Origin of the sequence: Catenulispora sp. EB89 (genome assembly GCF_041261445.1) — a bacterium.
Lineage (GTDB): Bacteria > Actinomycetota > Actinomycetes > Streptomycetales > Catenulisporaceae > Catenulispora.
This window is the reverse complement of record NZ_JBGCCU010000007.1, coordinates 343,708-369,420: the sequence shown is the minus strand read 5'-3', so window position 1 is coordinate 369,420 and position 25,713 is coordinate 343,708. Positions and strand designations below refer to the sequence as shown.

The following is a 25,713-nucleotide window of genomic DNA, read 5'->3' as shown; positions in this document are numbered from 1 at the left end:
CGGCGCGCGCTGCGGCGGACACTCCCGCCGAGCGGCCGGGCCGGACCTCGCCGCCCCGAAACGGGGCCCGGACGGCTGCGGTTCAGCACCTGGATCGGCTGATGAGACGCGCTGGTCAGAGGACTGGTCGAGCTTCTTGAAGGGAACCCGGCGGCGACTCAGGGAATCAGGCATCGATGACAGCCCGACCCTGAGGCCGCCGGGCCCCCGCGCACCCCCGGCGCGATCACACCTTGCCGCCGGCGGCATCCACCGCGAACCAGCCGGCCCCGAAGGAGGTGTTGCCCTCGCCGGTGGTCTGCCCGGCCGCGCTGTCCCCGGCGTAGGTGTAGAGCGGATGCCCGTTGTACTCCAGCTGCTTGGTCCCGTCGGCGCGGGTCAGCGTGGTCAGCAGCGACGCGGTGAGCCCGGGGCCCGCCACCGGCGTGCCGGTGGCGGCGGCCGGCGGCCACACTGCGGCGCAGGCTCCCGAACACGCCGACTTGGCGGCCGTGTCGGCCTGGAACAGGTACAGGGTGAAGCCCTGCGGATTCACCAGTACCTGGCCCAGCGGCGTGGAGCTCAGGGATACGGAAGCGCCGGTCGCAGCACCGGTCGCCGGGGAAGACGACGACGGCGGCGACGCGGGCTGGGAAGGTGACGAACTCGACGATCCGCCGCAGGCGGCCAGCAGGAGAGCCACGGCAGCCAGGCCGCCGCCGACGAGAACCGAACGAGACATGACGCACCTCCGGAGCACTGGCTTCGGGCGGCCGGTAGTGGCCGAATCGCCCTTTCCGCCCAAAACGGCTTCCGCGGCCCGCGAGTTCAATCAGGCCGGAGGATCGCTCTCCCCCGGCTCATGCCAGCGGCCGGATCAGCGCGACGTTGACCGCCTCGACCGTCGTCAACCGGTTGGTCAGCACGACGCTGGTCCGCCCGTCCGGCACGCTCACGATCAGCGAGGCCGACGACCCGGGGCCGCTCCCGGCGTGGCCGACGACCTGCTTCGGATACTGCAACAGCCAGCCGAGCCCGATCTCCGCACCTGTCTCACCGCGCGAGGCCTGCGGACGCAGCGCCTCGTCCGCGAGCTCCCGGGGCAGCAGCGTGGACCAGGCCGAGCCGAAGCGGACCAGATCCGGGCCGGTGGACCAGAGTCCTCCCGCGGCTTGGAGCGTGAACATCGGCAGCGGCTCGGGGACGAACGTGCCGTCCTGCGCCAACCGATACCCGGAGGCCACGTCCGTCGAGTCGGCCACGTCCGTCGAGTCCGCCGTCGGAGGCTCCTGCGGGAACCACGAGTCGGCCATCCCCAGCGGTTCGAGCACCAGCCGGGTGACCGCCTCGGCGAAGGAGGACTCGGTCAGGTCGGCGATCAATTGCCCGAGCACCGCGTAGCCGCCGTTGCTGTAGGCGAACTCCCCACGCGGCCCGGAGCAGCCGACCACCGCCCCGAGCACGGCGACGGGATCGGAGACGGAATCAGCCCACATCGACGCCGGGCTGTCGACGCCTCCGGTGTGCGAAAGCAGTTCCCTGACACTGACCGTGTCATCGGCCAGCCTGAGCGAGCGCAGCCGAGCGTTCACCGGATCGTCCAGTCCGATGACGCCGCGCTCCACCAGCCGCAGCACCGCAGTGGAGGTGATGAGCTTGGTGATGGCGCGCGCCGGAAAACCGTGCTCGGGCCGCAGCGGCACGTCCTGGTCGAGGTCGGCCCAGCCGTGCGCGTGCGCCCACGAGGTGGATGTCGGCGCGGTGCCCCAGTCGCCGGCCGCGATCACGCCGACGAGGCCGAGCTCGGCGGCGGACTCGCCGATCTGGCCGGGCACCGGCTCGGGGACCGGGCCGAGGCTCGCGGCCGGCGGCCGGGCGTCCCGGCTCACCCGGGCGTCGGTGACGGCTCCGCCGTCGGGGTAGACGCGCAGGCCGGTGAGCCGGTACGGAGGCTCCTGCTCGGTCGTGGCCTCGACCCGCAGGTCCGCCACGCGAGCGCGCGCACGGTCCGGTGCGACGCCGACCGGGACCAGCTCCTGCCGCAGCTTGGCCGCCACCCCGCCGAGGGTCTTGGCCAGCGTCTCGGGCGGGACCAGGTCCAGGAAGTGCTCGGTGAAGTGCTCGGCCAGCTCGCCGGGAGCAGGCGGGGTCCAGCCCGGTACGTCGTCGGAGGTGGCGTAGCGCTGGAGGACCCAGCGCACCTGGTCGAGCGCGTGGCTGGCTTCGGCCTCGGCGGGCTGACCGGCCTGACCAGTCTGACCGGCCTGTGCAGCTTGTGCAGCTTCGATGTGCTGCTTGAGCGCCGCCCAGCTGCGCATCCCGTGTTCGCGGGCGACGGCCAGCTGGGCATCGTGCAGGGTGGTGAACTCTCCGGCGGCCAGCCGACGCTTCGCCTCAAGCTTGAGGTGGCGAACGCTCGGGTTCTGCGGGAGGTCACGGAATTCGTCGCGGGCAGCAGCCCCTGACTCGTGGGACAAGGCAGTCCTTCCTCGTCGCCCGCGGATCCGCGTTCATCGGGCTGGAAAGACATGCCGACGCATGTACACACTCGAACCGGTGAGCTTGGAGCTCTACCCGCGGACCCAGGTGCGGCCGGTGACCACCGCCAGCGACGATACACCGCCCCGCGTCGCGAGCGCGACCGGTCTCGTCGCCGCCTGCGCCGCAGCCTTCGCCACCGCCTTCACGGCCGCGCAGGCGTAGCGTGCTGGGCATGTCAGAGAACGCACAAGACGACGGCCGATGGACGGTCGCGTGGTCCACGGCGTCGTCGCCGGACCCCCGCCTCCGCTTCGCGTGGGACATCGCCGACGCCCCGGACACGCTGGGGACGAAGGTCGTCGACGGCCGCACGCTGGTCGTGGCCGAGCCTCGCGGCGAGACGGTGCGGGTGTGGGATCTGGCCACCGGCGACGGCCGGGACGAGCCCGCGTCCGACTTCGCCGACGTGGTCCGGCCCGGGCCCTCGACGTTCGAATTCGACGGTCAGGTGTACACCGACAAGCCGGTCGCACCCGTCACCGTGGACGGCCGAGACCTCAAGGTGAGCTGCGACGGCCTGCTGGTGCGGGTGTGCGACGCCGGCACCGACCAGCAGTTCGTGGAGCCGTTCCGGGTCGCTCCCGAGGTGGTGACCGCGGTGGCGACGGCCGTGGTGGACGGCGAGCACTTGGTCGTCGCCACCAGCGGCGACGACACGCACGCCACCTTGTGGGCATGGGAACTGGCTCCGCGCGAGAAGCCCGGCGGCCGGATCACCGCGCACGCCGGCGAGGTGGCGGATCTGGCCACCGCGGTCGTGGACGGCCGGCGGGTCATCGTCAGCTGCGGGGACAGCACCCTGCGGCTGTGGGACCCGGCCGCCGGAGAGCTGGTCGGCGCGCCTCTGACCGGTCACCTCGACGCGGTGAACGGCGTCGCCACGATCGTGCTGGACGGCCGACCGCACGCCGTCACCACCAGCATGGACGCCACCGCGCGGCTGTGGGACCTGACCACCGGGCGCCAGGTGGGGCCCTGCCTGAGCAGGTATCCCGCCGCGGACCTGACGGCGATCCCGCTCGCGGAGCGGCTGGCGGTCGCCTTCTCCGGCAGCACGCATCACCTGTTCGCGGTGGCGACCGCGAAGGTCGGCGACCGCGGTGTCGCGGTGGTCGGCGGCACGGACGGAGCCCAGGTGTGGGATCTGGCCACCGGCGAGGCGAGGGGCGAACCGCTGACCGAGGACTTCGTGATGCAGGTGGTGACGGCGGACGTCGACGGCCGAACCATCGCCGTCACGGCCGGCGGCCCCAGCAGAGTCGGGCTGTGGGACCTCGCCACCGGCGCGTCGATCGGGGAACTGCCGGGCGAGATCGCGACCGAGGGGGCGGTGATCGCGCTGGCGGCCGAGGAGGTCGACGGCCGGACCGTCATCCTCACCGCGCGGGTCCGCCTGTCCGGCGGCACCAGGATCCAGATATGGGACCCGGTCACCCGCACGCTGATCGCCGAGATCATGGAAGATCCGGAATCGCGCATGCTGGTCGGCTCGCTCACGGTCGCGGTCCTCGACGGACGCCTCTGCCTCATAGCCGGCGGCATCATCCCGAAGGGCCGCGGAACGCTGCTGGTCTGGGACCTGGCCACCCGCGAGCTGGTGGGGGAAACACGGGTCTTTCCGTCGCCGGTGTCGGCGGTGATCCCGTATCCCGGCGGACGGGAGGGACCCGATGGGGCCGGTGGAACCAATGGAACCGATGGAACTGGTCAACGCGACGGATCACTGGCGATCGGTCTCGGCCTGGATGTGGCGGTACTGACGCCTCGCTGACCGCGACCGGCTACTGCTCCGACTCACTGCTCCGACTCACCGCTCCGGCTGGCAGCGCGGACACCAGTACACGACCCGGTCCTGCGGCGGCTCCCCCAGGCTCGACGTCAGAATCCGCGTCCCGCACCGCCGGCACGGCTGGCGGGCCCGGCCGTAGACCCAGTTCCGGCGGTCGGCGCGGGTGTCGCCGGTGGTGACGTGTCCGACGCGCAGCCGGTTGAGCGTCAGCAGCCGGTGCGCCGTGTCCACCACCTTCTCCAAGCCGGGCACCTCCCCCACCGGCCGCCAGGGCGGGACGCGGGCCAGGAAGCTGAGTTCGTTGGCGTAGACGTTGCCCACGCCTGCCAGATTCCGCTGGTCCAGCAGGGCCAGACCCAGCGGCCGCAGCGGATCGGCGGACAGCCGGCGCAGCGCCTCCTGCGCGTCCCAGTCCGGGCCCAGCAGGTCCGGGCCGAGGTGTCCGACGACGGTCGACTCCTCGGTCGTCGGCAGCAGTTCGACCACGGGCAGCCGATACCCGACCGCGGTGTTGCGCGCGGTGCCCAGGACGGCGCGGATCTGCCACCCCGGGCCGCCGCTCCAGCGTTCGCCGGCCGGGTAGACGGCCCAGCGTCCGTCCATTCGCAAATGCGTGTGGAGCGTCAGGTCGCCGTCGAGCCTGGTCAGCAGATGCTTCCCGCGAGCCACCGTCTCCAGCACGCGGCGCCCGGTCAGATCCGACGTGGCCAGCGCCGGGACACGCAGATCCGCGACGACGAGCTCGTCGCCCGCCAGCGCTTCGTGGAGCTGCGCGGCGGCGCGGAACACCGAATCACCCTCGGGCACGGGACCTCCTGCGTTCGTGGCAGAAACTGCCGTCTGGATTCCGTCAGCCCGCCGTCAGCGCGCCGTCAGCCCGCCGTCGACTCCGCCGCGGCCCGGCCGGCGGTTCGCCCGGAGAACAGGCAGCCGCCCAGGAACGTCCCCTCCAGCGCGTTGTACCCGTGCATCCCGCCACCGCCGAACCCGGCGACCTCGCCGGCCGCGTACAGGCCCGCGATCGGCGAGCCGTCGGCAGCCAGCACGCGCGAGTCCAGGTCGGTCTGGATCCCGCCGAGGGTCTTGCGGGTCAGGATGTTGAGTTTCACGCCGATGAGCGGACCGGCCGCCGGGTCGAGGATGCGGTGCGGCGTGGCAGTGCGCCCCAGCCGGTCGCCGATGTAGCGGCGGGAGTTGCGGATGCCCTGGACTTGCGCGTCCTTGCTGTAGGGGTTCGCGATCTGCCGGTCGCGCGCCTCGATCTGCTGACGCATCGCGGCCACGTCCAGCAGCGGCTCGTCGGTCATCGCGTTCATCTTCGCGACCAGCTCGTCCAGGCGGTGCGCGACGGCGAAGTCCGCGCCCTTCTCCACGAACGCCGCGACCGGCGCCGGAGCGCCCTTGCCGACCAGCCGCTCGCGCAGGAAGGCCGTGCGGTCGTTCGCGGTGATGTCAGGGTTCTGCTCCGACCCGGACAGCGCGAACTCCTTCTCCACGATCTGCCGCGTGAGCACGAACCACGAGTGGTCGTACCGCGCGATCTCCGGATCGGTCCGCAGGTGGCGCAGCGTCCCGAGAGTGTCGTAGCCCGGCAGGTACGGCGCGGGCAGCCGGCGGCCGATCGCGTCGAACCACATCGACGACGGCCCCGGCAGGATCCTGATCCCGTGCCCGGACCACACCGGGTCCCAGTTCCGCAGGCCCTCGGTGTAGTGCCACATCCGGTCGCGGTTGACCAGCCGCGCGCCGGCCTGCTCGCTGATCTGGAGCATGCGGCCGTCCACGTAGGCCGGGACGCCGGTGACCATGAAACCGGGGGCCTGGCCCAGCCGCTCGGGCCACAGCCGCCGCACCATCTCGTGGTTCGCGCCGATCCCGCCGCTGGTGACGATCACCGCCTGCGCCGCCAGCTCGAACTCGCCGATCGCCGCGCGGTTCGAGGCGACGCCGCGCGCCGCGTCGTCGTGCGCCAGCACGGTGCCGCGGACCCCGGTGACGGCGCCGTCGGTGACCACGAGCCCGTCGACCCGGTGCCGGTGGTGGAATGTCAGCAGCCCGGCGGCCGCGGCGCGCTTCGCCGAGGCGACGAAGGGGGCGACGACGCCGGTCCCGGTGCCCCAGGTGACGTGGAACCGCGGCACGGAGTTGCCGTGCCCGTCGGCGCGCAGGTCGCCGCGCTCGGCCCAGCCGACCGTCGGCAGGAACTTCAGGCCGTGGCCGACCAGCCAGGAGCGCTTCTCCCCGGCCGCGAACTCGACGTAGGCGCGGGCCCAGCGGTAGCCCCAGGAGTCCTCGTCGTCCCGGCGGTCGAACTGCGCGCTGCCGAGCCAGTCGTTCCAGGCCAGCTCGAAGGAGTCCCGCACGCGCAGCCGCCGCTGTTCGGCGGAGTCCACGAGGAACAACCCGCCGAACGACCACCAGGCCTGGCCGCCGAGGTTCGCGGCGTTCTCCTGCTCGACCAGCGCCACCTTGCGGCCGCGCGAGGTCAGCTCGTGCGCGGCGGTGAGGCCGGCCAGGCCGGCTCCGACGATGATGACGTCAGCGTCCACAGGGCGGCTCCAGTTCTGTCGTGAAGGCGTTGAGAACGAACTTAGCGGCCGGGGGCGCGGCCGCTCGCCAACGCCGGGACGCCGGGCGCCGGCGCGGCGTCACTCCTCGATGATCACGGGCCGCCGTTCGGAGCCGGAGAGGCCGCCCAGCACGCACAGGACCGAGCCGGCCAGCGCGAACCACAGCCCGATCTGCATGCTGTGCTCGGACGACCGCTGGACCTGGATGATGAACAGGACCGAACCGACGATGCCCACGGCACCGGCCAGCCGGACCAGCCAGCCGCTCGCGTCGGCCAGGCCGAGCACCGCGATCAGACCGAGCAGGATCGACGCTCCGCCGATCGACTGCACGATGTCGTTGGTGCCGGCGAAGGAGTCCTGGTACACCGAGCGCCAGGACACGTGCGTGCCCTGCGTGTTCCGCGTCCAGTTCAGAAACGCGCCCACGATCAGGCCCGCGGCGCCCAGCGCCGTGACCAGGACCCGGGATGTGACACCGGTGGATCCGACCCTTGACGTCGTGTGATGCATCACCATGTGCTGCTCCTCTGCTCTCGTGGAAGCGTCCTGGTGCCCCGGGCATCCGGCGCCAAACACTCGTTTGCCGCCGGTCCGACTGGACACTCGGAGTGCCCCGCGGGCTCCGACGAGCCCGGCGCACACGCAGCGAAGCGGAAGGAGTGGCTTCAATGGACCGGAACGCACACGACGACGTCATCGCCGTCCTCACGCACGACCACCGGGAAGTCCAGGCCCTGTTCACCGAGCTGGACCGGACCCGCGGCAGCGGCGATCCGCAGCGTCGCAAGGACCTGGTGGACCGGGCCACGATCGAGCTCGTCCGGCACGCGACCGCCGAGGAGCAGCTGGTCTACCCGGCGGTGCGCCTGAACGTGGACGGCGGCGCGGAACTGGCCGACCACGAGCTCAGCGACCACGCGCAGATCGAGCGCAGCCTGAAGGAGCTCAACGGGATGCAACCCGGCGACGAGCCGTTCGAGGCGACGCTCGAGCACCTGATAGAGCTGGTCAACGCGCACATCGCCGAGGAGGAAGGGACCCTGTTCCCGCAGCTGGAGGCCGTCTGCACCGCCGACGACCTCGTGGAGATCGGCAAGATGGTGACGGCGGCCAAGAAGCTCGCCCCCACCCGGCCGCATCCCGGCGCCCCCAACACCCCGCCCGCCAATCTCACAGCTCCCGCCCTCGGCCTCATCGACCGCGTCCGCGACGCGTTCAGCGGCCGCGGACGCCGGGCCTGAGCTTCACGCCCGGCCTGAGGGTCATGCCGGGTCGGGCACGCCGACCGGATCGACTCCCCGATCGACTCCCGGATCGACTCTGAGCAGCAGCGCCTTCGGCTCGACCACGACGTCGAGCACGGGACCGTCGGCAAGCGGCTCCCCGTCCACTTCACGCCGCAGCGGATGCTGTCCGGACACCACGATGTGGCGGCCTCGGCGCCGGTCGAGCGCCGACGACGACCCCCGCCCCCGACCTCGCAGCAGGCGGCCGGCGACCGGTACCCATCCCAACGCCGTGCGCGGCGCCAGCACCGCGACCTCCAGAACACCGTCATCCGGCTGGGCATCAGGGAACAGCGACAACCCGCCGTGCAGGCCGCCGACGTTGCCGACCACGACGGTGCGCACGTGCCGGTACCGGGTCCGCTCGCCGTCCACCTCGACCGTCGCGGTGAATCCCCGGTCCGCCAGATGCCGAACCAGCGACACCACGTACGCCGGCCAGCCGACCCGGCGCTTCAACCAGCGCGGGGCGTCGTGCACCATCGCCGCGTCCAGCCCGACGCCGGCCATGCCGACCATCACCGCGCCGTCGAGGCGCCCGACGTCCAAGCGCCCGACGTCCACGGCCCGATCGACGCCGTTGACCGCGATCTGCACGGCTCCCGCCGGATCCTGCGGGATCCCGAAGTTCCGGGCCACCAGGTTCCCCGTCCCGATCGGCACCACCGCCATCGGCACGCCGCTCCCGGCCAGCGCGGCGGCGCACGCGCTCACCGTGCCGTCACCGCCGCACACCACCACGAGCCGCGCGCCGTCAGCGAGCGCCGCATGCGCCGCCTCTCCCCCGGCGTCCCCGCTGCTGGTGGGATACAGCTTCGGCGCCGGCTCCCCGCGCGCCCGCAGCGCCCAGCGCAGCAGATCGCACGGGTCGTCGCCGTGCAGCGCCGCGAGCTTGCCTTCGTGGACCACGACCGCAACCTGGTTCATGGCCCCCTGGTGCCCTCGGCCCGTCGTCCAAACCGCGCATGTTTCCGCGCCGCCTGGACATCCGGGCGCCATGTCGACCACGACGAAAGTACCGCAGACCCGGACGATGTCGGGCGAGGAGCTGTCCGCGGATGACGCCTGGCGGACCCTGCGCCGTACCGGGACCGGGACCCTGCTGCGCGACGCGTTCCTGCGCCTGCGCTACGGCGACGGTTTCAGCCACGCGCGCGCCCTGGCGCTGCAGATGGCGCTCACCGCGATCCCGGGCCTGATCGCCTTGGTGGGCCTGGCGCAGACGGCGCACGACGCGCGGTGGGGCCAGGCGTTGCAGGACACCATCGAACGGGTCACGCCCCCGGCCAGCCGCGCCGCCGTGCACCAGGCCCTGGAGAACGCCGGGGACGGCGGCCGCACGGCGGTGGCGCTGGGCCTGGCGGCGGCGCTGCTGTCGCTGACCTTGGCCATGGGTCAGATCGAGCGCGGCGCCAACCGCATCTACGGTCTGCAGCGCGATCGTCCCGCCCTGGCCAAGTACGGTGGCGCGTTCCTGCGCGCGGTGCTCGCCGGAATACCCATCGCGTGCGGTCTGGCGCTGCTGGTCTTCGGCGGGACCTTCGGCAGTGCCCTGGCCGATACGTACCGCTGGCCGCCGAGCGGTCTGCACGCCTGGGACCTGGCGCGCTGGCCGATCGGCATCCTGTTGGCCCTGGTCTCCGCCGGCATCCTGTTCCGCAAGGCGCCGCGCCGCCGCCAGCCCTCGGCGACCTGGCTGGTGTTCGGCGCCGCGGTCTCGTTGGTGGTGTGGACCGCGGCCACCGCGCTGCTGGCGTGGTACGTCGAGGGCAGCCACACCTTCGGCGCCACGTACGGACCACTGACCGCGGTGCTGGCGTTCCTGTTGTGGGCGAACCTGAGCTCCATCGCGCTGTTCTACGGGATCGCGTTCGCCGCGCAGTTGGAGAGCCGCCGCGCCGGGGTCCGCTCGCCGATCACCGCCGACCCCGGCGACTGATCGGCTCGCGCCGTGCGGAGCCATCGCCGAGCACGACCCGATCGGCGAGCAGTACGCACAGCGCTCCGAGCATCGCCCCGGCGACGACGTCGCTGGGGTGGTGCATTCCCCGGTAGAGCCGTGAGAAGCCGACCGCGCAGGGCACGGCCATCAGCAGCCACACCGGCCAGGAGGCGCCGCACCGCCAGGCCACGACGGCGACGGCCGCGTACAGGGCCGTCGCGGCGGCGGTGTGGCCGGACGGGAAGCTGGAGGTCGGCGGGGCGACGTCCAGGTGCGGCACCGCCGGCCGCGGGCGATCGACCACCAAGGTGGTCACCAGGAAGACACTGACCTCGCACGCCAGGGCAGTGGCGACGAACAGCGCCGCGGGCCAGCGGTGGGTCAGGACCCTGATGGCGATGACCGCCACGGCGCTGAGCGCGATGGCCGACGGGGTGTTCGCAACTGTTGAGAAGAACCCTGAGACGCCGTTCAGAGCGGGATTCCGGTGCCGCGCCAGGGCGCGGTTGACGCCGTCCTCGGCGCTCAGCGGCCACACGTGCGCCAACGGACCGGTGACCAGCCAACCGACGGCGACCAGCAGGGCGAGGATGGCGCCGGCGCCGAGGATCAGGCCTATCGCGGCGCTGCGGACGTCGCGCCGCGAGGCCGCGTGGGCCGTTGTCGCGGTCACCGCTTGCTCCCATCGGTTTCGGCGGGCAACGGCTGCTGCTCGGCAGAGGCTCGGCCCTCGTACTCGGTCGGCTCCTCGGGCTCGTCCAGCTCCTCGGGCTGGTTCAGTTCCCCGGGCTCGTTCGGCTCCTCGGGTTCCACGCCCTCGGTCACCGGATGTGCCCGCCGCAGGCCGTGCTCGACCCGCCAGGTCTGGAACGCCGAGACCGAGGCCGCCAGCAGGGCCAGCGCCAGCAACCAGGCGCCCACCACGTCGGTGACCCAGTGCACGCCCAACGCCACCCGGCTGTATCCGACCGCGAACACGACCAGCGCCGCGATCGTCCACGCGACGACCTTGCCCACCCTGCCGACCAGCGGCAGTGCGATCAGAACCAGGATCCCGCAGGCCAGCGCGGAGGCCATGGCGTGGCCGGAGGGGAACGACGCGCCGGGGGCGTGCGCGAACGGGTTCGGCAGGTGCGGCCGGGCCCGGTCGACCAGCGCCTTCAGCCCGGTGTCCAGGGCCGCGCCGGCCGCCATCGTCGCGACCGCCCACAGCGCCAGACGGCGCGCACCGCGCAGCCACAGCACGATGGCGACGACCGCGACGAGGACGCGCGCGGGGGTGGGCCCGCCGTAGTCCGACACCCGCAGCAGGATCTTGATGGCGAGCGGATGGCCGGACGTGTGGTTGTGGAGGTAGGACGCGGTGTGTTGGTCGAGCTGCCGGAACGGATCCCAGGCGCTCTCCACCGCGACGGCGAGCAGCCCGGCCAGTGCGGCGGCCGGGACGGCGACGAACAGCGTCAGCCCGAGGCGCGCGCCGAAGCGTTCGTGCACGGTGCGGCGCAAAGACGCCGGCGCGCTCATCCGCTTTCCCCATCCACCGCCGCGCCGTCGGTGAGCTCGATCGCCGCGCCGTCGGTGGGCTCGATGTCCTCTCGCATGAACGAATCCTCCTTCGTGTCGGACGGCGAGGCATACCCCGGCCCCGCACCTCAAACCGGCGGATACATCAGCGGAAACAAATAACACGAGAAACTTTTCACGTATCAGTTGACAGAGCCCCCGCCGCTGCCGAAAGCTGGTGCCACATCACCGGCGACTCGACGCCGGAGAAGCGCGGAGCACCGGGAGCCTGCCATGGACTTCTCCACCAGCACCAGACACGACGACGGCCGCGTGGTGCTCACCGTCGCCGGCGACGTGGACCTCGCCGCGCACGCCCGCTTCCAGGCCGACCTCGACCAGGCCTGGGACGGCTCGACGGACCTGGTCATCGACTGCTCGCAGGTCGACTTCCTGGACTCCATGGGACTGCGCGTCCTGGTGCACGCCCGGCAGCGCGCCGTCGACAACGGCCGCGACCTCGTCGTCGCGGCCCCGTCGGAGCCGGTGCTGCGGGTCCTGGAACTCGCCGGCGTCGCGGAGCTCTTCTCGGTCAAGGGGCCGGTCGCGGAGGACTAGCCATGACGCACGGCTCCGACGGCGTGTGGACGTTGCTGACCGGGCACGGCCACGTGTTGGTGGCGATCGCCAAGAACCCCCGTTCCAGGGTCAGCGACCTGAGCCGCGAAGCCGGCCTGACCGAGCGCACGACCCTGGGCATCATCAACGACCTGGAATCGGCCGGCTACATCAGCCGCCACCGCACCGGGCGCCGGACGACGTACACCGTGCACCGGGACCGCGGTTTCCGTCACAGCTCGCAGGAGGGGCTTGTCGTCGGGCCCCTGCTGGAGGTTCTGGCGCAGACGTCCGAGGAGGACCCGGCGCCTCGGTCAGAGGAGTCCGGGCCCGCCTGACACCGGTGATGCCTGTCGGAACGCGTTCACCGCTGCGGCTGCCGCGGCCGGCGAAGCCGCACCACGCCATAGACGATGTCCGCGGCGACGAGCACGCAGCCGATGAGCAAAAGGTAGAACAACCCGTGGGCGACGGCGCCGATGATGCCGAGCACCATCGCCGCGAGGATCACGAGCAAGAACACGACCATGATGCTCCTTCCTGTCGAGCACGAACGGTCAGCGCCGGGCGAGCTGCCGCTCCCCGGCGGCGCCCGGCTCGTACTGCAACCCGTAGTGCTGGAACACGGCTTCCTCGTCCTCGAACGGCAGGACGTCGTCAGTACCGATCGCCGGACTGCCCTTCACGAGCGACTTGGCGTAGTTGACCTTGACGTAGCCGGGCCCCACGATCACCCCGTCCAGGGGGACGAACACCAGCCGGTGCCGGGTGGGCAGGCCCACCTGGACGGTGGCCATCGCGGGTTCGTCGGTGCTGGTGTCCACGTAGACCGCCTCCAAGGAGCCGATCTTGTGCCCGCCTGAGTCGACCACATCGCTGGTCCGCCACTCCCGCAGGTCCGCTGCCTGGATCATCGGGGCTCCTCTCGCACCGGGCCGATGGCGCGAGCCGCCTCGGCCCCTGCGTTCGATTCTTCCCTTGTGCGCAGATCGGCGCGAATGAAACACCGCAGGTCCAGGGGTTGTCAGCGGCGGGTTCGGACCCCTGGTGTCACTTCGCCAACCCGGACACCAGGTTGATCGACGTCGCGATGATCACGGCGCCCAGCGGGAACGAGAGCCAGGCGTGCCGCAGCGCCGTCCGCCGGATCTCCTTGGTCTCGATGTTCGTGTCGGAGACCTGGAAGGTCATGCCGATCGTGAAGGCCAGGTAGGCGAAGTCGCTGTACTGCGGGTCGTCCGGCTCGTTGAAGTCGATGCCGCCGACCCGGCCGGAGTAGTACAGCCGCGCGTACTTCAGCGTGAACACGGTGTGGACCAGCGTCCAGGACACGAAGACCGAGAACAGCGCCAGCGCGGCCTGCAGGTACTTGGTGTTCCCGCTCGCGTGGCCGGCTCCGAACAGCACGACCCCGACGGCGACCAGGCTGGCGACCGCGGCACCGAGCAGAGCCAGGTCGGCCATGTCCCGGCTGGGGTTCTCGCGCTTGGCGTGACCCGCGGTGCCCTCCGCGTCCAGGCCCCAAATGGTGGACCACACCCACGCGCAGAAGACGACCGCCAGCACGTCCCACGCGATCAGGGGCGCGGCGCGGCCGGCTCCCACCAGCGCCGCGGCCACGCCCGCGGTCGTCGCCGCGACCGCCGAGACCAGCAGTTTCGTCCGCGCCGAGCTGAAGCGTCGGCCGGTCACGCTCCGGTCTCCGGCGCTTGGGCGTGTGCGTGCTCGCGCATCAAGGACGGGACCTCGCCCGATCACCGCGACGACGGGCCGAACGGCGCTCCTCCTCGGACATCGCTCCCCACACCCCGTACTGGGCCAGCTGCGGATGAGCCATCGCCCAGCCGCGGCAGGACTCGATCACCGGACACCGGTGGCACACCGCCTTCGCCTCGGCGAGCTGGCGCTGCTGCCGCGAGAACCCGGGCGGCGTGACGGGGAAGAACAGCTCCGGCTCGCTGGTCCGGCAGGCGCCCTGCTGGACCCAGCCCTCCATGTCGTCCCCCGGCGTCCGCAGCCGCAGGACCCGCGAACGGGCACCGTTCCGGCGCTTCGGCGTGCCGGTGCCGGCTCCACGCGTCCGGGTGCCGGCGTTGCCCGTACGGCCGGGCGTCCCGGTGCCGGCCATCAGCGGCCTCCTGCCAACGCGTCGCGGACGCGGTCGATCAGCCCCGGCACGCGTCCGGCGAGCGGGTCGTCCGGAGCCGCCACGGACACCGGCCGGCGCGGCCGGGTCGGCCTGATCGACTGGACGGCCCGCACCTTCGCGCCGAGATCACGCAACTCCGCCGGAGGGCAGGCCTCAGCCAGGTGCGGGAACAGCCGCGCCTCGTCGTCGGCGGCATGGCTGCGGGTCGCGGCCATCAGCTTGATGAACACCCGGTCGAAGGTCTCGTCGGTGGGCGCGAGGGGTTCGAGCTGCTTCATCAGCGCCTCGGCCGCGGCGTTCGCGGCCACCACGCGGTCGACGACCGCCGGTCCGTCGGCGCCGTCGCGGACGATCGGGTGGACGTACTCCTCCTCGGCCGCCATGTGCCGGACCAGTTCGATGGTGACCTGGTCCACGAGTTCCTTGCGGCGGTCGCGGAACCGGGCATGGTCCTGGACTTTCTGGAACAGTTCCTCGACGTGCTGGTGGTCATGTCTGAGCACCGCGATGACGTCGGGAGCGTCGTCGGTCATTGACATTGCACCTCCGATACGGCTCTGCGCGGATCGCGGGGTTGAACCGCGAAGCCTCCTGCTGCCCGGCCCGCCTGAGAGTAAACAGCCGTGGATCGCGCCCGGCATGATTCCTTGATCGCCCCGAGCCGATGTGTACGATCGTACGCATCGGCGGGTAGCATCAGCCGCATGACCGACTACTTCGCCGGGGACGACCGCACCAACCGGGAGCGCATGCTCGCCGGGGACTGGTACATCGCCGACGACCCCGACAGCTTCGAGCAGTTCAAGCGGGCCGTACGCCTGCAGGCGCAGTACGCCGCCGCCTACGTCGAGGACCCGGACGCGGCCCGCCCGATCCTGGAGCAGCTGCTCGGCCGCCTCGGCGAGCAAGCGCACATCAGGCCTCCGCTCTATGTCGACTACGGCACCTACCTCACGGTCGGAGCGCGTACCTTCATCAACTACAACCTCACCGCCCTGGACGTCGCCCCCATCGTGATCGGCGAGGACTGCCAGATCGGCCCGAACGTGCAGCTCCTCACCCCCGTGCACCCGGTGGAGCCGCAGCCGCGCAAGGACCGGCTGGAGTCCGCGCGGCCGATCACCATCGGCGACAACGTCTGGCTCGGCGGCGGCGTCATCGTCTGCCCCGGGGTCACCATCGGCGCAGACAGCGTGATCGGCGCCGGGGCGGTCGTGACGCGCGACATCCCGGCCGGCTGCCTGGCGCTCGGCTCGCCGGCCCGCGTGGTCCGCAAGCTCTAGCCCGGGCCGGCGCGGTAATACGATGGGCGCAATGGACGCAGACGCGACACCCTCAGGCGCGCGGCGCTCCGGCGTGAAACCCTCCAGCGCGCGACGCACGCAACCCTCCAGCGCGCAGCCCTCTGACGTGAAACCCTCCGGCGTGAAACCCTCAGGCGCGCGACGACCGGCCGCCGCCCGCAGCCGCCGCTTCGATCCCGATCGGCGCGGCCGCATCATCGACGCCACGCTCGACGTGATCGCCGAGGTCGGGGTCGCCGGCGTCTCGCACCGGAAGGTCGCCGCGCACGCCGACGTGCCGCTGGGGTCGATGACCTACCACTTCGACGACATGGACCAGCTACTGCGGGTCTCCTTCGAGAAGTTCGCCGACACCATCGCCACCCGCTACGAGCAGTGGTTCCGGCAGGCCGCGACCGCCGACGAGGCGCGCGCCGCGGTGGTCGGGCTCATCCACGCCGACCTGCTCGACTCGCAGCGTGAACTCGTGCTGACCACCGAGCTCTACACCCTGGCCGCGCGCAAACCGGAGTTCCGCACCCTGACCTGCGACTGGATGGCGCGCAGCCGCCGCGCGCTGCGGACGTTCTTCGACGAGCCGACCACGCACATGCTCGACGCGCTGATCGAAGGGCTCTTCCTCCACGCCGCGCTGGACACCATCCCGCCCGAGCGCGCCCGGACCGCCGAGGCCGTGCGCCGCATCACCGCGGGCTGAGTTCCGGAACCGGAAACCCCTTTCCGGCGGCGAAGCCGTCAGTGTACGTTCGTACGTATCGCGATACGTACGAACGTACACAATGCGCCGTTCTCCAGGGGGATCCCACCGTGGCATCAGCACTCGCCGACGATGAGGTCGCGGCCGCCCCGTCCGCGCTGCGCACGGTGCTCGCCTCACCGCTGTACCGGGGCGCGACCGTCTCGCTGTTCCTGTCCGGGCTCGGGGTCTCCGCCGCCGCCCCGCAGATCACCCTGTTCCTGGTCGACGATCTGCACACGTCGCTGACCACGGCCGGTCTGTACTACCTGACGAACATCACCGCACCGTTGGCCGGCTACCTGATCGGGACGCGCTCGGATCGTACCGGCAAGCGTCTGGGACTGTTCCGGGCGTGTGCCGTCGCCAGCGCCGTCGGCTGGTTCGGCATGGCCGCCTCGAACCAGGTGTGGATGCCGTTCGTGATCAGCGCGCTCGTGCTGGCCTTCGCAGGCGCTGCGGGGTCGCAACTGTTCGCCGAGCTCCATGACAGCCTCCAGGAGACGGTCGGGACCGTCGGCACCGCAGGGGACGGAGTCGTCTCGATCGTGCGGATGGCTCTGACGGCCGGGTGGATCGTCGGGCCGGTGCTGGGTTCGTTGTTGGCCGCGACCGCCGGGCCGCGCGTGATGTTGGGCGCGACGGGGCTGTGCACGCTTGCCCAGATCTTCCCGATGGGCTTCGCGCGCACGGCAAGTACCGCGCGAGGTCCGGCGGTCGCCGTCAAGTCTCATTCGCTTCATCCGCCTCGTCCGCACGCCGATCACGTGCCGCGGCGTCCCGGGCTGCGCGCGATGCTGCCGCTGCTGGCGTTCACCGGGCTGTACTGCTTCGTCTACGCCGGAGAACCGATCAAGTACGGCTACCTCACCATCTACATGCGCACCGACATGCACCTGCCGACCGCGGTCAGCGGAGCGGTGATCGCGATCCAGCCTCTCATCGAGCTGATCCTCATGCCGGTGGCGGTGATCACCGCGCGCCGCATCGGCATGATGCGGCTGATGATCTTCGGCGCCGGCTGCGGCGTGGGCGCGAATCTGTGCTTCGCCCTGACTGGAAACACTGCCGGCATGTTCGCGGGCCAGATCCTGATGGGTTGCGTGTGGGGCGTGTTCGCGGCGCTGGGCATCATCGTGGCCCAGCGGCTGCTGCCGGAGGCCGTCGCCACCGCGTCGGCCATCTTCATGACGTCGCCGGCGATCGCCAGCGCCGTCGGCGGCGTCACCGGCGGCCTCGGAGTCAACGGGCTCGGGCTGCCGCACGTGTTCCTCCTCCCGGCCGTCTTCGGAATCGTCGCGACGATCGGCTTCGCCGTCATGAGCAGGTCCCGGCACGCCGTGGCTTAACTATACTAGCTGGTATAGTTGGACGCAGTCAGGCCGGAGAGGAGATCCACCATGAGGATCGACGTACACGCGCACTACTGGACCGAGGACTACCTCGACCTGCTGGTCGCCCTGGGCAAGACCGACACCGGCACGCAGCGCGGCATGGGCGCCGGGGGCGGCGAGGAGCTGGAAGCCCGGCTGCGGCTGATGGACCGCGCGGGCGTCGAGACGCAGGTGCTCTCGGCGTCGCCGCAGCTGCCGTACGGCGAGGACCGGGACAAGGCCGTCGCCGCGGCGCGGTTCGTCAACGACCAGTACGCCGAGCTGGTGGCGCAGCGTCCGGACCGCTTCCGCGCCTTCGCCGCGCTCCCGCTGCCGCACGTCGACGCAGCTCTCGAAGAAGCCGGCCGCGCGCTCGGCGACCTGCGGATGGCCGGCGTGACGATGACCACCACGGTCCTCGGCCGGGCCCTGGTCGAGCCCGAGTTCGAGCCGGTCTTCGCCGAGCTGGACCGCCGGGGCGCCGTGCTGTTCCTGCACCCGGCCGGCAACAACGCCTGCTCGCCGCTGATCGCCGACCACCACCTGACGTGGATGGTCGGCGCGCCGATCGAGGACACCATCTCGATCATGCAGCTGATCACGCACGGCATCCCGGTGCGCTACCCCGACATCAGGATCATCAACTCGCACCTCGGCGGGGCACTGCCGATGCTGCTGCAGCGGGCCGACAACCAGTACCAGTGGGAGGCGCCCGAAACCCCGGGCCTCCCCAGCGAGATCGCGCGCCGGATGTGGTACGACACGGTCGGGCACGGCCACGTCCCGGCCCTACGCGCCGCGATCGACTCCTTCGGCGCGGACCGGCTGCTGCTCGGGACCGACTTCCCGTACGAGAGCGGCGACGTGTTCGTGCGCGCGATCGACTACATCAACGACCCGAAGATCGACCCCGCCGAGGCCAAGGCGGTCCTCGACCAGAACGCGGCCGGGGTGCTCGGCATCGGGTGAGCGACCCCTCGGACAGCGTCAGGGGCCGTCTTCAGGGCCGTCGTCAGGCGTTGGCGCGGTACCGGTATTCGTTGACGAACATGTCCACACCGGCGACGATCAGGCGCTCGCGGGTGTCCGGATCCACCGGATCCCCGTAGGCGCCGTAGATCAGGTTCGGCGAGACGACCAGCCCCGACAGCTGAAGCACCGCCAGATCCACGTCGGCGATGCTGAGCCGCCGCGCGTCGACCTGCCGCCGCAGCGCATCGGCGATCACCGCGTGAAAGCGCGCCGGCCCCCGCTCCCGCCACACCTCGCCGAGCTGCGGGAAGCGCCGCTGCTCCCCCACGACCAGGTTGCGCAGGCTGAGCATGTCCGGCGACGCGATCCCGGCCACCCAGGCCCGGCACGCCTCCGTCAGGTCCCCGCGCACATCCGCCGAATCAGCCAACCGCTCCACGACCAGCCGCATCGGCTCCGCCAACGCCCGGCCCAACTGGTCGTGGACGACCGCCGCGAGCAACGCCTCCTTGGTCCCGAAGTGCCCGTAGACACTGACCTTGGTGGTCCCCGCCGCCGCCGCGACCTCGTCCATACTCGCGTCGAACCCCTCGCGCAGGAACGTCACCCGCGCCGCCTCGAGAATCCGCTCCTTGAGCGCCGCGCCGCGCAGCTGTCGTCCTTCGGCCATGAACTCAACTTATCAGTATAGTTTGGGCTGCCGGAACTTCACGGGGTCACGTTGGTGGCGCGGTGGTCATGACTACAGACTCCGGGACCAGTCCGACATATTGCTGGGACCAGCAGTCTGAATATTGGGTCGCCACTTCCGCACCGCAGCTGTCGCAGACCAGGTTGGGGCCGCTGAGACCGTCGAGGCCACAGCAGCCGCGACTGCGTCGGGGCTCGGGGTGAGCCGCCATCGAGGTGACATCGTCCGGGTGCAGTACGAACTCGCCGGTGTGGTGATTCATGGCGTAGGTCCCGCGCGGCATCCACGGCGGGAGGAACGTATCGACGCCGGGTGCCTCCTCGATGACGGGCGGGGGCAAAGGAACTTCACGCAGGTCAGCGCTGAGAGGCTGCTTGCAGGAGCAGGCGAAGACCGTCACGGTAGTGGTCCTCCGTTCGGGTCCATGCGTCCGGGATCGACTCGATCAGCAAGATAGATCATCGCGCCTTCCGAGGTCATCCCACGGTGAGCCAAGGACACGCCGTCACGCCGACTCCCGAACCACCAACGTGGGCTCGAAAATCCGCGACGTGACCCGCGGCTCCCGATCGTCGATCTGCGCCAGCAGCAGCTCCGCCATGGCCGCTGCCATATCCTCGATCGGCTGCCGCACCGTGGTCAGCGGCGGTCGGCACGCCGTGGCCGCGCTGCTGTCGTCGAACCCGATGACCGCCACCCGCCCGGGGACGTCGATCCCCCGGTCGTGCAGCGCCAGCAGCGCGCCCTGCGCCATCAGGTCGTTGGCCGCGAACAGGCCGTCGATGTCCGGGTAGCGATCCAGCAGTTCCCGCATCGCCTGCTCGCCGCTGTCGCGCGTGAAGTTGCCCTCCACCGACGGCACGAACGCGTGCCCGTGGCGGGCCATCGCCTCGCGGAAGCCGTGCAGGCGGTCCTGGCCGGCCGGCATGTCCAGCGGGCCGGAGATGGTCGCCACCTGGCGGCAGCCGCGCTCGGCCAGCCGGTCGGCGGCCAGGCCCGCGCCGGCGTGCTGGGCGGCGTCGACGTAGCTGATCGGGATCGGGGTGGTCGGGCGGCGGGAGAGCACCGCGGGCAGGCCGGACTCGATCAGCATCGGCGGCAGCGGGTCGTCGGCGTGCGTGGAGATCAGCAGCACGCCGTCGACGTGCCCCTGGCGCAGGTAGTCGATCAGCTGGCGGCGCGAGTCGTCGGTCTCGGCGAGCATCAGCACCAGGCTCACCGCGCGCGGACGCAGGACGCTGATGATCCCGCTGACCACCCGGCCGAAGAACGGGTCGGTGAACACCCGGCCCACGAAGGGGTCGTCGAAGCTCCGGTGCTCGGCCTCTGACACGACCAGCGCCACCGAACCGGTCCGCCGGGTCACCAGCGACCGGGCCGCCTGGTTCGGCACATAGCCGGTCTGCGCCACCGCGGCCTGCACGACCTCCCGGATGCGGCGGTCGACGTTGCGGGTGTCGTTCACGACGCGGGACACCGTCGCCCGCGAGACGCCGGCCACCCGCGCGACGTCCTCGAGCGTCGGTGCGCGCGGTATCCCCTCGTCGGCGGCCATGTTTCGTTTATAGCACGGGCGGAGAGCGCTCTCCCTCCGACCCGGGGACTGAACCGATTCAGCACCCTTCCACCGAGTTTCGGTCGCAGAATCCGTTGACATTCCGGAAACTTCAGCGCGACGATCGCCCTTGCGAGAGAGCGCTCTCCGTGTTCCACGCACGACGACGGGGACCATCCGCGCCGCCGAACCCCGCGACGCGCCGCCTGAACAACCCCTGACCAAGCAGGAGATGTCATGAAGGCCTTCTCCTCCGGTGGGACACTCCATCGGAGACCCCTGATCCGCCCCCTGCACGCCGCGTTCCTGCTCCTCCTCGTCCTGAGCATGGCGGCCTACGCAGTCGTCGCGCCGTCGGCCGCGCACGCCGCCGACAGCCTGCTCTCGCAGGGCAAGCCCACGACCGCCTCGTCCCAGGAGAACGCCGGCACCCCGGCGGCCGACGCCACCGACGGCAACACCGGCACCCGCTGGTCCAGCGCCTTCAGCGACCCGCAGTGGCTCCAGGTCGACCTCGGCGCGACCGCCACCGTCGACAAGGTCGTGCTGAACTGGGAGACCGCCTACGCCACGGCCTTCCAGATCCAGACCTCGAACGACGGCACCACCTGGACGTCGATCTACTCCACCACCACCGGAACCGGCGGCATCCAGACCCTGACGGTCGCCGGCAGCGGCCGCTACGTCCGCATGTACGGCACGGCCCGGGCGACGCAGTACGGCTACTCCCTGTGGGAGTTCCAGGTCTACGGCACGCTCGGCTCCGGCGGCGGTTGCAGCACCGCCAACGCCGCGCTGAACCAGCCGGCCACCGCGTCCTCGCTGGAGAACGCCACCTTCCCGGCGTCAGCAGCGGTCGACGGCAACCTCGGCACGCGCTGGTCCTCGCAGTTCTCCGACCCGCAGTGGCTCCAGGTCGACCTGGGCAGCACGCAGTCGATCTGCCAGGTCGTCCTGAACTGGGAGGCCGCCTCGGGCAAGGCCTACCAGATCCAGACCTCGAACGACGCCGCCACCTGGACCACGATCTACTCCACCACCACCGGCCCCGGCGGCACCGAGACGCTCAACGTGAGCGGATCCGGGCGCTACATCCGGATGTACGGCACGGCCCGCAACACCGCCTACGGCTACTCGCTGTGGGAGTTCCAGGTCCACACCGGCAGCTCCACAGGCGGGACCGGCGTCACCGTCACCAGCCCCGGAAACCAGACCACGACCCTCAACACCGCCGCGAACCTGCAGATCCAGGCCTCTGACTCGGCCTCCGGGCAGACCCTGACCTACAGTGCCACCGGCCTGCCGACCGGCCTGTCGATCAACGCCGCCTCCGGTCTGATCACCGGCACGGCCAGTGCCGCCGGCACCTTCACCACCACGGTGACCGCCACCGACGGCGCCGGTGCCAGCGGGACCGCGTCCTTCACCTGGACCGTCACCGGCGTCGCGACCGGCTGCACCAACCAGTCGAACACGCCGAACTTCGGGCCGAACGTCTACGTCTTCGACCCGAGCATGTCCAGCGCGAGCATCCAGTCCACGCTCGACTCGGTGTTCAACACCCAGAAGCTGAACCAGTTCGGCACCCAGCGCTACTCGCTGCTGTTCAAGCCGGGCACCTACAGCAACACCGCCAACATCGGCTACTACACCTCGATCCAGGGCCTGGGTCAGAACCCTGACGACGTCACCATCAACGGGGACGTCACGGTCGACGCGTTCGACGGGACCGGCAACGCCACCCAGAACTTCTGGCGCTCGGCGGAGAACATGGCGGTCAACCCGTCGGCCGGCAACACCCGCTGGGCGGTCGCGCAGGCCGGGCCGTTCCGCCGCATGGACATCCACGGCGGGCTCCAGATGTACCCGGCCAGCTACGGCTACGCCAGCGGCGGCTACGTCGCGGACTCCAAGATCTCCGGACAGGCCTCCAGCGTCTCCCAGCAGCAGTGGTACACCCAGGACAGCAACCTGGGCAGCTGGAGCGGATCGGTCTGGAACATGGTGTTCTCCGGAGTGACCGGGGCGCCGGCGCAGAGCTTCCCGACCCCGCCGATGACGACGCTGGCCACCACGCCGACGTCGCGCGACGTGCCGTACCTGTACGTCGACTCCTCGGGCAACTACCACGTGTTCCTGCCCTCGCTGCGGACCAACGCCTCCGGCCCGAGCTGGGCGAACGGCCCGACTCCCGGCACCTCGCTGCCGATGAGCCAGTTCTTCGTGGTCACCCCGAACAACACCGCCGAGCAGATGAACGCCGCCCTCTCCCAGGGCTGCAGCCTGTTCTTCACCCCCGGCGTCTACAACATCGACCAGACGCTGAACGTCAACAACCCGAACACGGTCCTGCTGGGCACCGGCTTCCCGACGCTCATCCCGACCAACGGCAACACCACCATCCAGACCGCCGACGTCGACGGCGTGCGCATCAGCGGCCTGCTGCTGGACGCCGGCACCACCAACTCCCCGTCCCTGCTGACCGTCGGGACGCAGGGGTCGTCCGCCAACCACAGCGCCAACCCGACCTCCGTCCAGGACGTGTTCTTCCGCATCGGCGGCGACATCGCCGGCAAGGCGACGGACAGCCTGGTGGTCAACGCCAACAACACGCTGATCAACGACATCTGGGCCTGGCGCGCCGACCACGGCAACGCGGGCACGGTGGGCTGGACGACGAACACCGCCGACAACGGCCTGACCGTCAACGGCAACAACGTGCTGGCGACCGGCCTGTTCGTGGAGCACTACCAGAAGAGCGAAGTCGTCTGGAACGGCCAGGGCGGCGAAACGATCTTCTTCCAGAACGAGAACCCCTACGACCCGCCGAACCAGGCGGCCTGGATGAACGGCTCGACCAACGGGTACCCGGCGTACCAGGTGGCGCCAGGCGTGACGTCGCACCAGGCGTACGGCATGGGCAGCTACTGCTACTTCAACGTCAACCCGGCGGTGGTCAACGACCACGCGTTCGAGGCGCCGAACACCCCGGGCGTGCAGTTCCACGACCTGCTCACCGTGTCGCTCGGCGGAGTCGGCGTGATCCAGCACGTCATCAACGGGACGGGAGCGGCGACGCCGTCAAACACGACGCCTTCGGACGTCACGTCCTATCCGTGACCGACGAGGTCGATAGCTGAGAAGGGATAGCCAGGCGACGGAGGCCGCAGAGATCTGTATCTGATCTGCGGCCTCTACAACCCTGCGAGCAGCTTGGTGGCGCTCATGCACGGAAGGTCGCGGCGTGTGAGCCACCTTCGACTCAACGCCGCATCGCGCCTCCCCCTGACCGGCTTCCACTCCAGTCATTGTCGTAGCTGTCAGACCCTTGTGCGACTCTCCAATGATGCTGAACGTTGAGACGCTGCGGCCGCTGGTCGAGGCCGCCTGGGGACGGGACACGTGCGATCCGGTGGGACGCGACGAGTGGCGGCCGGACAATCCGTCCGGGAGCCAGTGCGGCGTGACGGCGCTCGTCGTCCAGGACCTGCTGGGCGGCGACCTGATCCACGGCGAGGTGCACATGAACGGCGCCATGGTCTGGAACCACTACTGGAACCGGCTGCCCGACGGCGCCGAAGTCGACCTCACCGCCGACCAGTTCCGCTTCCTCGACGGCGCCACCGTCACCAACGGCCAGGTGGTACACCGCCCACCGGACGGCCCCCGCCGCTGCCGCGAGGAGTACGAACTGCTGCGCGAGCGCGTTCTGGCCGCACTGGCCCCCGAGCAGGGCTGAGGCAGGCCATGGAGATCGACCTGGACGCCGCGGTGTCCTTCGTCGCAACGCACGCCCGCATCATCGACAGGCGCCGCCTACAGTTCCTGCTCGACGAAGGCTCCCCGGCAGGCGTCCTGGCCGCCCTGGACGCCTACCGCAACCCCGACGGCGGCTACGGATGGGGCCTGGAACCGGACCAGCGCTCGTCCACGAGCCAACCGGTCGCGGCCATGCACGCACTGGAGGCGCTCGCCGCCATCCGCGACAACAGCGACCGCGCCCCGCAGATCTGCGACTGGCTCGCCGAGCACACCCTGCCCGACGGCGGCGTGGCATTCAGCCTCCGGCACTCCGACACGACGGGCTGCGCCCCGCACTGGCTCGGCGCCGACACGGGAACATCCTCGCTGCAGATGACGGCGCAACTCGCCGCCCAGGCCCACCGCCTCGCGCGGCACCGCAAAGACCTCGCGGACCACCCATGGCTGGCCGGGGCCACGAACTTCTGCCTGGACGCGATCGACCAGATCAAGGAGGCCCCCCACCCCTACGAGCTGATGTTCGTATTCCTCTTCCTCGACGCCATCGCCGACCACGACCCCCGCGCCGAGGAACTGTTCGACCGCGTCCAAGAATTCGTGGCCACCGACGGCCCAACCCCCGTACCGGAAGCAGAAGGCGAGGTATTGCACCTGCTGGACTTCAGCGCCTACGCCGACTCCCGATCCCGCGCACGCTTCGACCAAGCCGCGATCACCACCGACCTGCATCGCCTGGCCTCGCAGCAACAGGCCGACGGCGGATGGCAGGTCACGTTCCGCGCCTACTCCCCCGCCGCCGCCCTGGAGTGGCGCGGATACGCGACATTGCAGGCCATCGCGACGCTGCGGGGCGCGACGCTGTAGGCGGGGGCGGCTGCGGTTGGGCTGTGGTTTACAGGCGATTTTTACGGCTTCGCTTAAGGTTTGGTGACCTCGCAGG

The 25,713-nt window shown here is 70.9% G+C and carries 28 protein-coding genes and 1 pseudogene; 13 read left to right on the top strand and 16 right to left on the bottom strand.

Annotation, left to right across the window (positions count from 1 at the left end):
* Window positions 1-226 precede the first annotated feature (226 nt).
* Together ABH920_RS18255 and ABH920_RS18250 are read right to left on the bottom strand one after the other, a co-directional pair.
* Window positions 227-721 (bottom strand): hypothetical protein, encoded by a 495-nt coding sequence (locus ABH920_RS18255; protein WP_370350202.1) that lies wholly within the window; start codon window positions 719-721, stop codon window positions 227-229.
* A gap of 118 nt (window positions 722-839) precedes the next feature.
* Entirely contained in the window at window positions 840-2,456 is a 1,617-nt protein-coding gene (locus ABH920_RS18250; RefSeq protein WP_370350201.1) for a serine hydrolase, read from the bottom strand.
* Window positions 2,457-2,535: 79 nt separating this feature from the next.
* Here ABH920_RS18250 and ABH920_RS18245 point away from each other — a divergent pair, with 79 nt between their 5' ends.
* Window positions 2,536-2,682 carry a hypothetical protein gene (locus tag ABH920_RS18245; protein ID WP_370350200.1) on the top strand — a complete coding sequence of 49 codons (147 nt, stop codon included), beginning with the start codon at window positions 2,536-2,538 and terminating at the stop codon, window positions 2,680-2,682.
* A gap of 10 nt (window positions 2,683-2,692) precedes the next feature.
* Window positions 2,693-4,291, top strand: coding sequence for a WD40 repeat domain-containing protein (locus tag ABH920_RS18240; RefSeq protein ID WP_370350199.1), 1,599 nt, complete (start codon window positions 2,693-2,695; stop codon window positions 4,289-4,291).
* 36 nt (window positions 4,292-4,327) lie between these two features.
* Here ABH920_RS18240 and ABH920_RS18235 read toward each other — a convergent pair whose 3' ends face one another.
* The 3 genes and pseudogenes from ABH920_RS18235 to ABH920_RS18225 form a co-directional block, all read right to left on the bottom strand.
* A complete protein-coding gene (locus tag ABH920_RS18235; protein WP_370350198.1) occupies window positions 4,328-5,116 on the bottom strand; it encodes a DNA-formamidopyrimidine glycosylase family protein in 789 nt (262 codons plus the stop codon).
* Window positions 5,117-5,181: 65 nt separating this feature from the next.
* Window positions 5,182-6,864 (bottom strand): annotated as a pseudogene (locus tag ABH920_RS18230) (FAD-binding dehydrogenase); the annotation flags it as partial.
* A gap of 93 nt (window positions 6,865-6,957) precedes the next feature.
* The gene (locus ABH920_RS18225; RefSeq protein WP_370350197.1) at window positions 6,958-7,398 is read right to left on the bottom strand and encodes a sugar:proton symporter; all 441 of its coding nucleotides are present in this window, start codon (window positions 7,396-7,398) and stop codon (window positions 6,958-6,960) included.
* Between the two features lie 152 nt (window positions 7,399-7,550).
* Between ABH920_RS18225 and ABH920_RS18220 the strand changes: the two genes are divergently transcribed.
* Window positions 7,551-8,123 carry a hemerythrin domain-containing protein gene (locus tag ABH920_RS18220; RefSeq protein ID WP_370350196.1) on the top strand — a complete coding sequence of 191 codons (573 nt, stop codon included), beginning with the start codon at window positions 7,551-7,553 and terminating at the stop codon, window positions 8,121-8,123.
* 21 nt (window positions 8,124-8,144) lie between these two features.
* On the opposite strand, the gene ABH920_RS18215 is transcribed toward ABH920_RS18220, so the two are convergent.
* Window positions 8,145-9,095 carry a diacylglycerol kinase family protein gene (locus ABH920_RS18215; protein WP_370350195.1) on the bottom strand — a complete coding sequence of 317 codons (951 nt, stop codon included), beginning with the start codon at window positions 9,093-9,095 and terminating at the stop codon, window positions 8,145-8,147.
* Between the two features lie 70 nt (window positions 9,096-9,165).
* Here ABH920_RS18215 and ABH920_RS18210 point away from each other — a divergent pair, with 70 nt between their 5' ends.
* Window positions 9,166-10,107, top strand: coding sequence for a YihY/virulence factor BrkB family protein (locus ABH920_RS18210; RefSeq protein WP_370350194.1), 942 nt, complete (start codon window positions 9,166-9,168; stop codon window positions 10,105-10,107).
* On the opposite strand, the gene ABH920_RS18205 is transcribed toward ABH920_RS18210, so the two are convergent.
* Both ABH920_RS18205 and ABH920_RS18200 read right to left on the bottom strand, forming a co-directional pair.
* Window positions 10,085-10,783 carry a phosphatase PAP2 family protein gene (locus ABH920_RS18205; protein WP_370350193.1) on the bottom strand — a complete coding sequence of 233 codons (699 nt, stop codon included), beginning with the start codon at window positions 10,781-10,783 and terminating at the stop codon, window positions 10,085-10,087. The genes ABH920_RS18210 and ABH920_RS18205 overlap by 23 nt on opposite strands.
* Complete coding sequence (locus ABH920_RS18200; protein ID WP_370350192.1) at window positions 10,780-11,634, bottom strand: phosphatase PAP2 family protein; 855 nt, start codon at window positions 11,632-11,634, stop codon at window positions 10,780-10,782. Before ABH920_RS18200 ends, ABH920_RS18205 begins: the two co-directional genes overlap by 4 nt.
* Before the next feature lie 273 nt (window positions 11,635-11,907).
* Here ABH920_RS18200 and ABH920_RS18195 point away from each other — a divergent pair, with 273 nt between their 5' ends.
* Window positions 11,908-12,231, top strand: a complete 324-nt coding sequence (locus ABH920_RS18195) for an STAS domain-containing protein (protein WP_370350191.1) — start codon at window positions 11,908-11,910, stop codon at window positions 12,229-12,231.
* A 2-nt stretch (window positions 12,232-12,233) separates the two neighbouring features.
* Window positions 12,234-12,569, top strand: a complete 336-nt coding sequence (locus tag ABH920_RS18190) for a helix-turn-helix transcriptional regulator (protein ID WP_370350190.1) — start codon at window positions 12,234-12,236, stop codon at window positions 12,567-12,569.
* Window positions 12,570-12,595: 26 nt separating this feature from the next.
* On the opposite strand, the gene ABH920_RS18185 is transcribed toward ABH920_RS18190, so the two are convergent.
* The 5 genes from ABH920_RS18185 to ABH920_RS18165 form a co-directional block, all read right to left on the bottom strand.
* Window positions 12,596-12,760 (bottom strand): hypothetical protein, encoded by a 165-nt coding sequence (locus ABH920_RS18185; RefSeq protein ID WP_370350189.1) that lies wholly within the window; start codon window positions 12,758-12,760, stop codon window positions 12,596-12,598.
* A gap of 28 nt (window positions 12,761-12,788) precedes the next feature.
* Window positions 12,789-13,145, bottom strand: coding sequence for a PRC-barrel domain-containing protein (locus tag ABH920_RS18180; RefSeq protein WP_370350188.1), 357 nt, complete (start codon window positions 13,143-13,145; stop codon window positions 12,789-12,791).
* A gap of 136 nt (window positions 13,146-13,281) precedes the next feature.
* Window positions 13,282-13,923, bottom strand: coding sequence for a DUF1345 domain-containing protein (locus ABH920_RS18175; RefSeq protein ID WP_370350187.1), 642 nt, complete (start codon window positions 13,921-13,923; stop codon window positions 13,282-13,284).
* A 40-nt stretch (window positions 13,924-13,963) separates the two neighbouring features.
* A complete protein-coding gene (locus ABH920_RS18170) occupies window positions 13,964-14,359 on the bottom strand; it encodes a WhiB family transcriptional regulator (protein ID WP_370350186.1) in 396 nt (131 codons plus the stop codon).
* Window positions 14,359-14,913: a hemerythrin domain-containing protein gene (locus ABH920_RS18165; RefSeq protein ID WP_370350185.1), complete on the bottom strand. Its 555-nt coding sequence runs from the start codon at window positions 14,911-14,913 to the stop codon at window positions 14,359-14,361. The genes ABH920_RS18170 and ABH920_RS18165 overlap by 1 nt, the downstream gene beginning before the upstream one ends.
* A 171-nt stretch (window positions 14,914-15,084) precedes the next feature.
* On the opposite strand from ABH920_RS18165, the gene ABH920_RS18160 reads away from it, so the two are divergent.
* The 4 genes from ABH920_RS18160 to ABH920_RS18145 all read left to right on the top strand — a co-directional run bounded on the left by ABH920_RS18160 (window position 15,085) and on the right by ABH920_RS18145 (window position 18,762).
* A complete protein-coding gene (locus tag ABH920_RS18160; RefSeq protein WP_370350184.1) occupies window positions 15,085-15,663 on the top strand; it encodes a sugar O-acetyltransferase in 579 nt (192 codons plus the stop codon).
* A 142-nt stretch (window positions 15,664-15,805) separates the two neighbouring features.
* On the top strand, window positions 15,806-16,381 hold the full coding sequence (locus ABH920_RS18155) for a TetR/AcrR family transcriptional regulator (protein WP_370350183.1): 576 nt from the start codon (window positions 15,806-15,808) through the stop codon (window positions 16,379-16,381).
* A 110-nt stretch (window positions 16,382-16,491) separates the two neighbouring features.
* The gene (locus tag ABH920_RS18150; RefSeq protein WP_370350182.1) at window positions 16,492-17,769 is read left to right on the top strand and encodes an MFS transporter; all 1,278 of its coding nucleotides are present in this window, start codon (window positions 16,492-16,494) and stop codon (window positions 17,767-17,769) included.
* A gap of 51 nt (window positions 17,770-17,820) precedes the next feature.
* A complete protein-coding gene (locus tag ABH920_RS18145) occupies window positions 17,821-18,762 on the top strand; it encodes an amidohydrolase family protein (RefSeq protein ID WP_370350181.1) in 942 nt (313 codons plus the stop codon).
* Between the two features lie 43 nt (window positions 18,763-18,805).
* Here ABH920_RS18145 and ABH920_RS18140 read toward each other — a convergent pair whose 3' ends face one another.
* From ABH920_RS18140 to ABH920_RS18130, 3 genes are all read right to left on the bottom strand, one after another.
* Window positions 18,806-19,435 (bottom strand): TetR/AcrR family transcriptional regulator, encoded by a 630-nt coding sequence (locus tag ABH920_RS18140; RefSeq protein WP_370350180.1) that lies wholly within the window; start codon window positions 19,433-19,435, stop codon window positions 18,806-18,808.
* 46 nt (window positions 19,436-19,481) lie between these two features.
* Window positions 19,482-19,856 carry a hypothetical protein gene (locus ABH920_RS18135; protein WP_370350179.1) on the bottom strand — a complete coding sequence of 125 codons (375 nt, stop codon included), beginning with the start codon at window positions 19,854-19,856 and terminating at the stop codon, window positions 19,482-19,484.
* Between the two features lie 105 nt (window positions 19,857-19,961).
* Window positions 19,962-21,011, bottom strand: a complete 1,050-nt coding sequence (locus ABH920_RS18130; protein ID WP_370350178.1) for a LacI family DNA-binding transcriptional regulator — start codon at window positions 21,009-21,011, stop codon at window positions 19,962-19,964.
* Between the two features lie 237 nt (window positions 21,012-21,248).
* On the opposite strand from ABH920_RS18130, the gene ABH920_RS18125 reads away from it, so the two are divergent.
* The 3 genes from ABH920_RS18125 (at window position 21,249) to ABH920_RS18115 (ending at window position 25,637) form a co-directional block, all read left to right on the top strand.
* Window positions 21,249-24,131 (top strand): discoidin domain-containing protein, encoded by a 2,883-nt coding sequence (locus ABH920_RS18125; RefSeq protein ID WP_370350177.1) that lies wholly within the window; start codon window positions 21,249-21,251, stop codon window positions 24,129-24,131.
* Between the two features lie 226 nt (window positions 24,132-24,357).
* Window positions 24,358-24,750 (top strand): hypothetical protein, encoded by a 393-nt coding sequence (locus tag ABH920_RS18120; RefSeq protein WP_370350176.1) that lies wholly within the window; start codon window positions 24,358-24,360, stop codon window positions 24,748-24,750.
* An 8-nt stretch (window positions 24,751-24,758) separates the two neighbouring features.
* The gene (locus ABH920_RS18115; protein WP_370350175.1) at window positions 24,759-25,637 is read left to right on the top strand and encodes a hypothetical protein; all 879 of its coding nucleotides are present in this window, start codon (window positions 24,759-24,761) and stop codon (window positions 25,635-25,637) included.
* Window positions 25,638-25,713: the final 76 nt, after the last annotated feature.